The 12,152-nt window shown below is 70.2% G+C and carries 11 protein-coding genes; 6 read left to right on the top strand and 5 right to left on the bottom strand.

Annotated elements, in window-relative coordinates:
• Positions 1-33 precede the first annotated feature (33 nt).
• The 3 genes from ABTX24_RS01625 to ABTX24_RS01615 are packed head-to-tail and all read right to left on the bottom strand — an operon-like array spanning position 34 to position 2,998.
• Positions 34-546, bottom strand: coding sequence for a DUF3830 family protein (locus ABTX24_RS01625; protein ID WP_160024071.1), 513 nt, complete (start codon positions 544-546; stop codon positions 34-36).
• Positions 543-2,006: an amidase gene (locus tag ABTX24_RS01620; RefSeq protein ID WP_350836941.1), complete on the bottom strand. Its 1,464-nt coding sequence runs from the start codon at positions 2,004-2,006 to the stop codon at positions 543-545. Before ABTX24_RS01620 ends, ABTX24_RS01625 begins: the two co-directional genes overlap by 4 nt.
• The gene (locus ABTX24_RS01615) at positions 2,003-2,998 is read right to left on the bottom strand and encodes a D-2-hydroxyacid dehydrogenase (protein WP_350836939.1); all 996 of its coding nucleotides are present in this window, start codon (positions 2,996-2,998) and stop codon (positions 2,003-2,005) included. The genes ABTX24_RS01620 and ABTX24_RS01615 overlap by 4 nt, the downstream gene beginning before the upstream one ends.
• Positions 2,999-3,092: 94 nt before the next feature.
• Here ABTX24_RS01615 and ABTX24_RS01610 point away from each other — a divergent pair, with 94 nt between their 5' ends.
• The 4 genes from ABTX24_RS01610 to ABTX24_RS01595 all read left to right on the top strand — a co-directional run bounded on the left by ABTX24_RS01610 (position 3,093) and on the right by ABTX24_RS01595 (position 6,882).
• Positions 3,093-3,803 carry a maleate cis-trans isomerase family protein gene (locus ABTX24_RS01610; protein WP_160024072.1) on the top strand — a complete coding sequence of 237 codons (711 nt, stop codon included), beginning with the start codon at positions 3,093-3,095 and terminating at the stop codon, positions 3,801-3,803.
• On the top strand, positions 3,800-4,519 hold the full coding sequence (locus ABTX24_RS01605; RefSeq protein ID WP_350836937.1) for a maleate cis-trans isomerase family protein: 720 nt from the start codon (positions 3,800-3,802) through the stop codon (positions 4,517-4,519). Before ABTX24_RS01610 ends, ABTX24_RS01605 begins: the two co-directional genes overlap by 4 nt.
• Before the next feature lie 170 nt (positions 4,520-4,689).
• Positions 4,690-6,063, top strand: a complete 1,374-nt coding sequence (locus tag ABTX24_RS01600; RefSeq protein ID WP_350836935.1) for an MFS transporter — start codon at positions 4,690-4,692, stop codon at positions 6,061-6,063.
• A 162-nt stretch (positions 6,064-6,225) separates the two neighbouring features.
• Positions 6,226-6,882 (top strand): GntR family transcriptional regulator, encoded by a 657-nt coding sequence (locus ABTX24_RS01595; protein WP_160024075.1) that lies wholly within the window; start codon positions 6,226-6,228, stop codon positions 6,880-6,882.
• Here the strand turns inward: ABTX24_RS01595 and ABTX24_RS01590 are convergent.
• Complete coding sequence (locus ABTX24_RS01590) at positions 6,879-7,694, bottom strand: helix-turn-helix transcriptional regulator (RefSeq protein ID WP_350836933.1); 816 nt, start codon at positions 7,692-7,694, stop codon at positions 6,879-6,881. The genes ABTX24_RS01595 and ABTX24_RS01590 overlap by 4 nt on opposite strands.
• 94 nt (positions 7,695-7,788) lie before the next feature.
• Here ABTX24_RS01590 and ABTX24_RS01585 point away from each other — a divergent pair, with 94 nt between their 5' ends.
• Positions 7,789-9,216 (top strand): aldehyde dehydrogenase family protein, encoded by a 1,428-nt coding sequence (locus ABTX24_RS01585; RefSeq protein ID WP_350836931.1) that lies wholly within the window; start codon positions 7,789-7,791, stop codon positions 9,214-9,216.
• A 57-nt stretch (positions 9,217-9,273) separates the two neighbouring features.
• Here ABTX24_RS01585 and ABTX24_RS01580 read toward each other — a convergent pair whose 3' ends face one another.
• Positions 9,274-10,740 carry an NAD-dependent succinate-semialdehyde dehydrogenase gene (locus tag ABTX24_RS01580; protein ID WP_350836929.1) on the bottom strand — a complete coding sequence of 489 codons (1,467 nt, stop codon included), beginning with the start codon at positions 10,738-10,740 and terminating at the stop codon, positions 9,274-9,276.
• A 107-nt stretch (positions 10,741-10,847) separates the two neighbouring features.
• Here ABTX24_RS01580 and ABTX24_RS01575 point away from each other — a divergent pair, with 107 nt between their 5' ends.
• Complete coding sequence (locus ABTX24_RS01575) at positions 10,848-12,101, top strand: aspartate aminotransferase family protein (RefSeq protein ID WP_350836927.1); 1,254 nt, start codon at positions 10,848-10,850, stop codon at positions 12,099-12,101.
• The last annotated feature ends 51 nt before the right edge of the window (positions 12,102-12,152 follow it).

Here is a 12,152-nt window from a genome sequence, read left to right as displayed (position 1 = left end):
TGGTCCTCGCCCGGGTCCGGTGTCGCGCGTCGGCTACTGCGCGTCGTCGTGCGAGCGCGCGAAGGTGAGGACCTCGTCGGTGGCGCCGTTCATCCAGACGTCCTGGCAGGCCTGCGCCATCTCCTCGAGGCCGTCGACGACCGTGCCGAAGACGTTGCCCGGCACCCAGCCCTGGTCGCCGTTGATGAGCAGGTTGTTGCGGCCGTAGAAGAGGGCGAGGTCGACGATCTCGGTCATCTCCCCCGGTCCGCGGTCCTCCGGGTAGCCGTAGGACGGGTTGCCGAGGTCGTCGGAGGAGAAGGCGAAGTAGCACAGGTCGCCGGGGATCGGGGTGACCGTGGTGTTCTCCTTGCCGGGCTCCTTGGCGGCGAAGGCGGGCACCAGGTTGTAGATCTCGTTGCGGGCGTACTTGCCGTGGAAGACCTGGCCGCTGAGCGGCAGTGCGTCCCACACGGCGCCGGCGGTGCGTGGCGCCTCCTCATCGAGCAGGCGGGCGAGGCAGGAGACGCCGCGGCGCTCCAAGGTGACGGTGATGTAGCGGCTCATCGGGCTCCTCGAGGATTGTCGACAGGTCGGACGAACAGCTCACCGCTGGCCCGCTCGTACGCTCGCGCCGCGCGCAGCACCCGGGCGTCGTCGTGGCGGGCGCCGACGATCTGGAGGCCGACGGGCAGCCCCGCGCCGGTGGTGCCGCAGGGCACGCTCGCCGCCGGCTGCTGGGTCATGTTGAACGGGTAGGTGTAGGGCGTCCAGCTCGGCCACCACTGCGAGGGCCAGCCCTTGGGCGCCGGCAACCCTCGCTCGAAGGCGGTGATCGGCATGGTCGGGGTGACCAGCAGGTCGTACGTCTCGTGGAACCGCCCCATCAGCCGGCCGAGGTCCATCCGGACCGCGGTGGCGTCCAGGTAGTCGGCCGCGGAGCCTTGGCCCTTGGTCTCGATGCCCTCGCGCAGCAGCGGGTCGATCTTGTCGATCGCGCCAGGAGGATAGGCGTCGAGCACCTTCGCCGCTCCGCAGAACCAGAGCACCTCGAACGCCTCGACCGGGTCGGTGAAACCGGGATCGACCTCCTCGACCTGGGCTCCCTCGGACTCGAGCACGGCGACCGCCTCGCGGACCAGCCGTTCGACCTCGGGGTCGTTCTCGCCGTACCCGAGCGTGGGCGAGAACCCGATCCTCAGCCCTTCGACGCCGTCGTCCAGGCCGGCCAGGAACGAGGATCCCGGCGTGGGCATCGCCGACCAGTCGCGGGAGTCGAAGCCGGCGATCACGTCGAGCAGCGCCGCGGCGTCGGTCACGGTCCTGGTCATCGGGCCGGCGTGCGAGAGGGTGCCGAAGGGGCTGGCGGGATAGAGCGGAATCAGTCCGTAGGTCGGCTTGATCGTCACCGTGCCGGTGAAGGACGCTGGGATCCGGACCGAGCCGCCGCCGTCGGTGCCGAGCGCCCACGGGCCCATACCGAGACCGACCGCCGCCGCGGCACCGCCGCTGGATCCGCCCGAGGTCAGGCCCGGGTCCCAGGGGTTGCCGGTGGAGCCGTGGCGGAGCGAGTCGGTGACGCCCTTCCAGGCGAACTCGGGAGTCGTCGTCTTCCCGGTGATCACGGCGCCGGCCTCGCGCAGCCGCGCGACCGTGGGAGCGTCCTCAGGCCACGGGCCCGCCTCGTCGATGAGCCAGGTGCCGCGGATTGTCGGCAATCCGGCGGTCCACAGGATGTCCTTGACCGAGGTCGGTACGCCGTCGGCGCTGCCGAGCGGATGTCCGGCCCGCCATCGCTCGGTGGACGCGGTCGCCTGCGCCAGCGCACCGTCGGGATCGACCCGGACGAACGCGTTCACCGCGGGGTCACGCTCGTCGATCGTGTCGAGCACCGACCGTGTCGCATCGAGCGGGGTGAAGGCGCCCGCGCGGTAGCCGGCCACGAGCTCGGCGGCGGTCAAGGCGCTGAGTTCCGCGCCGGCCGCGGTCATCGGGTCGGGCATCTGATCGGTCATCGGGTCGGTCATGACCTCTCCCCCTGCTCCGCGACGACGAAGCCGCGCTGCTTGTCGACGACGTTCAGCAGCGGATCGCCGCTCAGCCAGCGCCGGGCGTTGTCGACGAACTGGTCCGCCAGCGCCTCTCGCCAGCCCTCGTAGTCGCCGGACATGTGTGCCGAGACGGCCACCCCCGGCATGGTCCACATCGGGCTATCGGCCGGCAGCGGCTCGACCTCGAAGACGTCCAGCGACGCCGCCTTGACCGGGCCGTCGCGGAGCGCGGAGACGAGCGCGGCCTCGTCGACGATCTGCCCGCGACCGACGTTGACCAGATGGCTGCCCGGCTTCATCGCCGCGAGCACGTCTTCGCTGATCAGGCCACGGGTGTCGTCGGTCAGCGGGGCCGTGACGACGACGTGGTCGGCCCAGCCGACGTGTGCGGTGAGGTCGGCGCTGGCGACGACCTCACCGAAGTCGGGATCGCCACTGCGGGCGGTGCGGCCGGCGCCGCGTACGTCCATCCCGGCCGCGCGCAGCAGCCGGGCCGTCTCGCGACCGATCGCGCCGGTGCCGACGATGAGCGCGGTCTCGGCGCTGATCAGCCGAGTCTCGCGGCGCAGCCACTTCCGGGCCGACTGCAGGTCATGGCTGAGGTAGATGTCCTTGGCCACGGCCAGGATCGAGCCGAGCACGAACTCCGCCATCGCCCGGTCGAAGATCCCGCGGGCGTTGGTGACGACGACCTCGGAGGCGACCAGCTCCGGGAACAGCAGCTTGTCGACCCCGGCGGCCGCGACATGGAGCCAGCGCAGCGAGCCGGCGCTCGGCCAGGCGTCGCGTACGGCCTCGGAGAAGTAGTCCCACAGCAGCAGCGCCTCGGCGCCACGAAGCGCGTCGGCCAGGCCCGCGGCATCGGTGTAGATGAGCTCGGCATCCGCCTCGAGGCGCTCCATGCCGGCGGGTCTGCCGCCGTCGGGCGGGCAGAGGATCGTGATCGCGGGGCGCCGGGACGTCTCCAAGAAATCCTCCGTCGCACTCGACACACCTCGGCAACAATCCGAGACTACGCTAGGAGGGCAGATTGAAGATTGTCAACAATCCTAGCGAGGTGCGATGTCCCCGACAGTACGCATCGCCGTGGTCGTTCCCCATGACATGGTGCTCGACCACGAGCTGTGGCGGTGGGCCCCGCCCGACACCAGCCTGCTCTTCAACCGGACGCCCTTCACCGACCGTGCGGTCACCCTCGAGATGGCCGAGGAGATCAGCGAGACCGCGGTCGTCGAGCAGGCCGTGCGCGACCTCGCGGCCGCCGAACCCCACCTCTACGTCTACGCCTGCACCTCCGGCAGCTTCGTCCACGGCCGGCATGGCGAGCGGCGGCTGGCCGCCGCGATGAGCCGGGCCGGCGGCGCACCCGCGATCACCACCTCCGGCGCGGTGCTGGAGTCGCTCTCCGCTCTCGGCGTCTCCCGGGTCGCGGTCGCGACCCCCTACGACGTCGCGCTCGCCGGCCGGTTCGGCCGCTTCCTGGCCGAGGCCGGGATCACCGTCGTGAGCACCGGCGACCTCGGACTGGGTCACCACATCTGGGAGGTTCCGTACGAGACCACGCTCGACCTGGTGCGAGCCGCCGACACCGACGCCGCCGAGGCGGTCGTCGTCTCGTGCACGAACCTGGCGACGTACGACATCATCGGCCGCCTCGAGGCCGAGCTCGGAAAGCCGGTGATCTCCGCGAACCGGGCCACCATGGAGGCCGCGCTCCGGATGGTCGGGCGCACCCCACCGGCCGCCGAGGATCTGCTGGGGCATGCCTCATGACCCGGCCACCGGTCATCGGACTGCTCTATCCCGGCTACGCGGCCGAGGACGACTTCCCGGCGCTCGAGAACGCGCTCGGTGGCGCGATCTGGCTGCCGCTGGTCCACACCTCCATGGGCCGCGACGAGCACACCGTCGAGGCTCTCCTCGACACCGGCTCCGCGGCCCGGCTCGCGCAGGGAGCCGACGCGATCGCGGCCCACTCCCCCGACGCGGTGATGTGGGCGTGCACGTCGGGCAGCTTCGTCTACGGCCGGGACGGCGCCGCGGCCCAGGCGGCCGCGATCAGCGAGCGGCTGGGCGTCCCCGCCTCGTCGACCTCGATCGCCTTCGTCGAGGCGGCCCGGGCGCTCGGGCTCGAGAAGGTCGCCGTCGCCGCCTCCTATCCTGAGGAGCTGGCCGCACACTTCAGCACCTTCCTCGAGGCCGGCGGGGTCGAGGTGGTCTCCTTCGGCGCCAGCGGGATCTTCACCGCCGTCGACGCCGGCCGTCTCGGCCCGGATGCGGTCCTCGAGATGACCCTGTCGGTGGATGTTCCCGAGGCCGAGGCCGTCCTCGTTCCCGACACCGCGCTGCACACGCTGACCTGCATCGATACGTTGGAGAAAGCCCTCGGGAAACCCGTGCTCACGGCCAACCAGGTGACCGTCTGGGAGGGCCTGCGACTCGCCGGAACGCCCCGCCCCCTGCCTCGGCTCGGCACCCTCTTCAGGTAGCGTCGCGGCTTTACATAAACCTCCCGTCCCACCCCGCGCCACCTTCAGCGCGCCCTAGCCAAGGCGCACAGACAGCGCTAACGTGGCGCAGATTGTTGACAAACCTACAGTCAACACTGCGGGTCAAAAGCGGTCCCCAGCCATCAATCACACCGAGCAGGTGAGAAGAAATGTCAGGAACCCCAACCATCCCCTCCGCCGAGGCACAACCCGACAAATCGAAGCTCCGAAGAGCCATCACGGGCTCAGCGGTCGGCAATGCGACAGAGTGGTTCGACTACGGTGCCTTCGCCTACGTCGCGACCGAGATCACTGCCAACTTCTTCCCGGAGTACGGCTTTGCCGGCACAGCTCTGACCTTCGCGATCTCGTTCATCCTGCGACCGCTCGGCGGCCTCTTCTGGGGCCCCCTCGGTGACCGCATCGGGCGCCAGCGCGTCCTCGCGATGACGATCATCCTGATGGCCGGCGCGACCTTCCTGGTCGGCTGCCTGCCGACGTACGACTCGGTCGGCGTCTGGGCCGTGGTCCTGCTCGTGCTGCTCCGGGTGATCCAGGGATTCTCGACCGGCGGTGAGTACGGCGGCGCCGCGACGTACATGGCCGAGTGCGCACCCGACAAGAAGCGTGGGTTCTACGGCAGCTTCCTGGAGTTCGGCACCATCGTCGGCTTCACCGCCGCCATCGCCGTCGTGTTCACCACCGAGTCGATCATCGGTGACGCGGCGATGACCGAGTGGGGCTGGCGAATCCCGTTCCTCATCGGTGGCCCGATCGGCCTCATCGGCCTCTACATCCGGACCAAGCTCGAGGAGACGCCGGTCTTCCAGGAGCTCGAGACGCAGGACGCCGTCGAGGGCGGCGCCGGGGCCGCGCTCAAGGATCTCTTCGCGCTGTTCTGGAAGCCGATCCTCACCCTGATCGGCCTGGTCGCTGCGCTCAACATCGCCAACTACACCCTGCTGGCCTATATGGCGACCTACCTGCAGGAGGAGGCCGGCTTCAGCAGCTCCGACGCCGACCTGCTGGTCATCTTCGGACAGGTCGCGATGCTTGTCTTCCTGCCGATCGCCGGATCGCTCTCGGACAAGGTCGGCCGCAAGCCGATGTGGGGCGGCTCGTTCATCGGGCTGATCGTGCTGTCGGTCCCGATGTTCCTGCTGATCGGTCAGGGCTTCTGGCCGGCGGTCCTCGGGTTCACCGTGCTGGGCATCGTCTACGTCGCCCAGCTCGCGACGATCTCGGCGACCTTCCCGGCGATGTTCCCCTCGCAGGTGCGCTACGGCGGCATGGCGATCGGCTACAACATCTCCACCGCCGCCTTCGGCGGCACGGCGCTGTACGTCAACAACGCACTGATCGGCGCCACCGGTGACGTGCTGATGCCGGCGTACTACATGATCGCCGGATCCGTGGTCGGCCTGATCGCGCTGTTCTTCGTCGTCGAGACGGCCGGCAAGTCGATCCGAGGCACCGAGATCCCGGGTACGCCGGAGTCCGAGGCGGAGCTCGCCGAGCTCGACAGTCTCGACAAGACGGTCTGACCGACGTCTGCGAACGAGCGTGCCGGGTGCGATCCGCGTACCCGGCACGCTCGGTCGATCCGCTCACCGCCGGACCGGCCACATGCAATGATTGTCAACAATCAAACTCTTCTCGGTAGTCCATCGGAGACCACGTTGACAGTGACATCGAGCTTCGAACCCGTGCACAGGGAGTCGACGGCCTCGGTCATCGCTCGCCAGCTGCGTACGGCGATCATGGAGCGCACCCTGCAGCCCGGTGCACAGCTGAGCGAGACCGCGCTCTCGGCCCAGTTCGGCGTCAGCCGCGGCCCGCTGCGCGAGGCGATGCAGCGCCTGGTCCAGGAGGGCCTGCTCCGCAGCGAGCCCAACCGCGGACTCTTCGTGATCGAGCTCGACGAGGCCGACATCCGAGACATCTACGTGGCCAGGGCAGCCGTCGAGGGTGCCGCCGCCACGATGATCGCCAAGGCACGGGTCCCCGCGGCGCTGCGCGAGCTCCGCGCCGCCTGCGACGCGATGACCAAGTCGCTCGAGCTCGGCGACCCGGCGAAGCTGAGCGATGCCGACTTCCGCTTCCACGACGTGCTCGTGCAGTGCTCCGGGAGCCGGCGCCTGGCCCGCATGCACCAGACCCTGATCGTCGAGACGCGGATGTGCCTGACCGCGCTGGAGGGCACCTACCAACAGCCGCTCGAGCTGGTCGAGGAGCACATCCAGATCGTCGACGCCATCGAAGCCGGCGATGTGAAGCTCACCCTCAAGCGCGTCGAGCTGCACATGGACGAGGCGCTACGGCGCCTCATCCACGCCGAGGACAACGACGAGGGTTACGTCTAGACGCGTGACAGCATCCTGAGTCGACGTTCGCTCTCACTGCCGGGCTCTGCCGTGAACACTGTCAGAGCCTGGGGCCGCTCGGGGTCGTGGAGAGTCTGGCCGTGCAGCTCGATCTCGCCGACCTCGTCGTGGATCAGGCGTTTCGCGTCGCAGTAGGGCCCGGCCACCGGGTGTCGGCTCCACAGCTCCTCGAACTCGGGGCTCGAGCGCCGCAGCGCGGCGATCATCGCGTCGGCGCGGGGATTCCTGGTGGACGCGGCCGCGTGCTCGAGCTGGGCGACCAGCGCACGGCTGTGAGCGGGGTGATCCTCGGTCGGCGTGCGCCGGCGCGACGTCGGGTCGGTGAACCACCGATAGATGCGGCTGCGCATCATCCCGGAGTAGCGGGTCTCGTCCCCGAGCAGAGCGACCGCTGCGGGGGTCTGCAGGAGGGTCTCACCGACCTCGTCGACGATGAGGGCCGTCTCATCCTGGAGCCGGTCGAAGATCCGCCGCAGGCCCGGGCTGATCCCGTGTCGCGGGTCGGCCGGACGTACGGCTGGATGGCCCGCCAGGCGCAGAAGGTGATCGAGCTCGTCGGAGCTGAGCCGCAGCCCACGGGCGATGGCCGCGAGCACCTGTGCTGACGGCACCGGGCCACGCGGTTGCTCGATGCGGGTGTAGTAGTGCGTGGAGATGCCACTGAGCTCTGCGACCTCGTCGCGCCGGAGTCCCGGCGTCCGGCGGTGACTTCCCCTGGGAAGTCCGACGTCCTCCGGTTGGAGCGCCTCGCGGCGCGTGCGCAGAAACTCTGCGAGTCGTACGCGATTCACGTCTTCCCAACAACGGCAGGCGATCTCTTACTCCCCTCCAGCCTTGTCATGACCGGGCATGGATGGGGTCCGTCGGGCGAAGCACCGTGGTGGCATGACAAGCATCGACCTGACCTATGACGTCCCCGGCCACTGGGTGGCCGGCAACGTCGTCCCCGCGACCACCACGATGGAGATCGTCAGCCCTGTTGACGGGCGAGTGGTCGCCACCGCTCCGCTCGGCACCGCCGCCGACGTCGACCGGGCGGTCGAGGCCGCTCGTACGGCACTTCCGGGTTGGGCCGGCATCGGCCCCGCCGCCCGAGCCGATGTGCTGCGAGCCCTCGCGGCCGAGCTGACGGCTCGCGGCGAACGGATCGCTCAGACCATCTCGACCGAGATCGGCGTGCCGATCGGGTTCTCCCGGCTCGCGCAGGCGGCGTTCCCACCGTTGGTGACCACCGCAGTCGCCGACCTGGCCGCCGAGATCTCGTGGGAGGAGCGGGCCGGCAACGCCATCCTCGTGCGTGAACCCGTCGGGGTCGTCGGTGCCATCACCCCCTGGAACTTCCCGCTCCAGCAGGTCGTGACGAAGGTCGTCCCGGCGCTGCTGGCCGGCAACACGGTGATCCTCAAGCCTGCCGAGACCGCTCCGCTGACCGGACCGATCCTGGCCGACGCAGCAGCGGCCGCCGGGATCCCGGCCGGCGTGCTGAACATCGTCTACGGCACCGGAAGCGTCGTGGGCGAGGCCATCTCGGCGCACCCGGGCATCGACATGGTGTCGTTCACGGGCTCGACGGCCGCGGGCAGGCGTGTCGCAGCGGTCGCGGCCGACACGGTCAAGCGGGTGGGGCTCGAGCTCGGTGGCAAGAGCGCCAGCATCGCGCTCGACGACGCCGACCTCGACGAGGTGGTCGCGGAGACCCTGCAGTACGCCTGGAGCAACAGCGGTCAGGCCTGTGGCGCCTGGACGCGGCTGCTCGTCCCCGCCGCACGACACGACGAGATCGTGGCGAAGCTGCGCGAGGCCGCCGCCGAGTACACGGTGGGCGACCCTGCCGATGAGACGACCCGGCTCGGACCGGTCGCCTCCGAGGCGCAGTGGCAACGGGTGAACGGCTACATCGAGAAGGGACTCGCGGAGGGAGCCGAGCTGGTCGTCGGCGGACCCGGACGGGTGCCCGGCCTGGAAGGCGGTGCGTTCATCCGGCCGACGATCTTCGCGAACGTCGACCCGGACTCGACGATCGCCCAGGAGGAGATCTTCGGGCCGGTGCTCAGCGTCATCGCCTACACCGACGACGACGATGCGGTGCGGATCGCGAACGGCACGCCGTACGGCCTCACCGCGGCGGTGTTCGGGAGTCCCGACCGAGCCCTCTCGGTCGCGCGGCGCCTCGAGGTCGGCCAGGTCCATGTCAACGGTGGCGCGTTCACGCCGCTGGCGCCTTTCGGCGGGCGCAAGCAGTCCGGGACCGCCCGAGAGATGGGCAGGGCCGGGATCGAGGAGTTCACCGAGCTGAAGGCGATCCTGCTCTGACGAGACCGTGCCTGCGCCCCCGGTTCCGGGGGCGCAGGCACGGCGCAGGTCGTGGGATCACATCGCGATCCCGACGTACTTGGTCTCGAGGAACTCCTCGATCCCGGTACGCCCGCCCTCCCGCCCCAGTCCCGAGGCCTTGACGCCACCGAAGGGCGCGGCGGGGTTGGAGACCACGCCCTGGTTCAGCCCGACCATTCCGGACTCGAGCGCCTCGGCGACCCGCAGGCCACGGCGCAGGTCGTTGGTGAAGACGTAGTTGACCAGGCCGTACTCGGTGTCGTTGACCGCCTCGACCACCTCGTCCTCGGTGTCGAACGGCGTCAGCGGCGCGACCGGCCCGAAGATCTCCTCGCTGCCCATCTTCGCGGAGGCGGGGACGCCGGTGAGCACGGTCGGCGGGTAGAAGTAGCCAGGGCCATCAGGGGCGGTGCCGCCGGTCAGCACGCGGGCACCACCGGCCACCGCGTCGTCGACGAGGGTCTGCACCTTCTCCCGGGCCGCCTCGTCGATGAGCGGCCCGACGCGTACGCCCTCCTCGACGCCACGGCCGACAGGCAGCTCGGACATCGCCTTGGCGAGCCGGTCGCCGAACTCCTCGATGACCGATCGCTGCACGTAGATCCGGTTGGCGGCCGTGCACGCCTCCCCCGTGTTGCGCATCTTCGCGGCCATCGCACCGGCGACCGCCTCGTCGATGTCGGCGTCTTCGAAGACGACGAAGCCGGCGTTGCCGCCGAGCTCCATGGACGTACGCAGCACCTGCTCCGCGCTCTGGGCGAGCAGCACCCGACCGACGGCCGTGGAGCCGGTGAAGGAGAGCTTGCGGATCACGCCGGAGCGCAGCAGCGGCTCGGTCAGCTCGCCGGGCCGGGTCGTCGGCAGAATGTTGACAACCCCGTCGGGAACACCGGCCTCGCGCAGGATCTCCCCGAGGGCCAGCATCGAGAGCGGCGTCTGTTGGGCGGGCTTGACGATGCTGGTGCACCCGGCCGCGATCGCCGGCCCGATCTTGCGGGTCCCCATCGCCATCGGGAAGTTCCACGGCGTGATCAGCAGCGCCGGCCCGACCGGCTGCTTCGTGATGAGGAACCGGGAGCCGCCGGTCGGCGCGGTCTGGTAGCCACCCTCGATCCGCACCGCCTCCTCGGCGAAGTGACGGAAGAACTCCGCGGCGTACGCGATCTCGCCTCGCGCCTCGGCCAGTGGCTTGCCCATCTCGAGCGTCATCAGCAGCGCGAGGTCGTCGATCCGCTCGTGCAGGAGGTCGAAGGCGGCCATCAGCATGTCGGCGCGGGCGCGGGGAGCCGTCGTGGCGAACTCCTTCTGCGCGCCCGCGGCGGCGTCGAGCGCACGGCGGCCGTCCTCGGGGGTCGCGTCGGCGACCGCACAGAGCACCTCCCCCGTCGACGGGTCGAGCACGTCGAAGGTCGCTCCGTCGCCGGCATCCACCCACTGACCTGCGACAAGAAGCCCCTTCGGGACCTCTGCCACGACCCGTGCCTCGTTCGGTTCTCCGCCCATCACGCATCTGCCTCCAAGGTCAGCATCCGGCCGTCCGGCTGACAGCCGGCCAACGCTGGCCTAGTGTAGTAGCGGGTCGGATTGTCAACAATCGACAGGAGTTCATGGTGGCCAAGCTCTCCCCCATCCTCAAGCAGGCAACCCCGGTCGTAGCGGCTCGCGGCGAAGGCGTTCAGCTCTTCGACGAGGACGATCGCCGCTATCTCGACTTCACCGCCGGCATCGGCGTGACCAGCACCGGACACAGCCACCCGAAGATCGTCGAGGCCACCCAGCGCCAGATCGCCAACCTGGTCCACGGGCAGTACACGACGGTCAGGCACCGCCCGCTCCTCGACCTGGTCGACCGCCTCGGCCCCGTCCTCCCCGCCGGCCTCGACAGTCTCTTCTTCGCCAACTCCGGCTCCGAGGCCGCCGAGGCGGCGATCCGGCTGGCCCGTCAGGCGACCGGGCGCCCCAACATCGTCGTCTTCCACGGTGGCTTCCACGGGCGGACCGTCGCGGCCGCCTCGATGACCACCTCGGGCACCAAGTTCCGTGCCGGCTTCAGCCCGCTGATGGCCGGCGTCGTGGTCTCCCCCTTCCCCGACGCCCCTCACTTCGGCTGGCCGCAGGAGCAGGCGACCGAGTTCGCGCTGCGCCAGCTCGACTACACGCTGCAGACCCAGAGCGCCCCGGCCGACACGGCCGCGTTCCTCGTCGAGCCGGTCCTCGGCGAGGGCGGCTACGTGCCTGCCGACCGGGCCTTCCTCGACGGCCTGCGCGAGCGCGCCGACCGGCACGGCATCCTGCTCATCATCGACGAGGTCCAGACCGGCTTCGGCCGCACGGGCCAGTTCTGGGGCCACGACCACTTCGGCTCCCGTCCCGACATCATCATGACCGCCAAGGGCCTGGCCTCGGGGTTCCCGCTGTCCGCGATCGCGGCCAGCGAGGCACTGATGTCGAAGGCCTGGCCCGGCTCGCAGGGCGGCACCTACGGCGCCAACGCCGTCGCCTGCGCCGCGGCCCTGGCGACCCTCGACATCATCGAGGAGGAGGGCCTGGTGAAGAACGCCGCCGAGCGCGGCGCCGAGCTCCGCTCCGCACTGGAGCAGGTCGCGAGCAAGCACGAGGCGATCACCGACGTACGCGGCCTCGGGCTCATGCTCGGCAACGAGTTCCGCACCCCTGACGGCGAGCCCGACGGCGCCACCGCGGCCGCGGCCCAGCAGGAGGCTGCCCGGCGCGGCCTGCTGCTGCTCACCTGCGGCGCCTGGGGACAGGTCGTGCGGTTCATCCCCGCCCTCGTCGTCGACTCCGCGGCCATCGACGAGGCCGCCGGACTCTGGGCCCAGTCCGTCGACGCCGTCCTAGAGTAGGTGCCTACTGACGGCTCACGACCGAGAGCCCCGCTCAAAGAAGCCACAGCG

The sequence above is a fragment of the Nocardioides sp. NPDC127514 genome (genome assembly GCF_040302125.1).
In the GTDB taxonomy this organism is placed as follows: Bacteria; Actinomycetota; Actinomycetes; order Propionibacteriales; family Nocardioidaceae; genus Nocardioides.
This window is presented reverse-complemented; position numbering and strand designations above follow the sequence as displayed.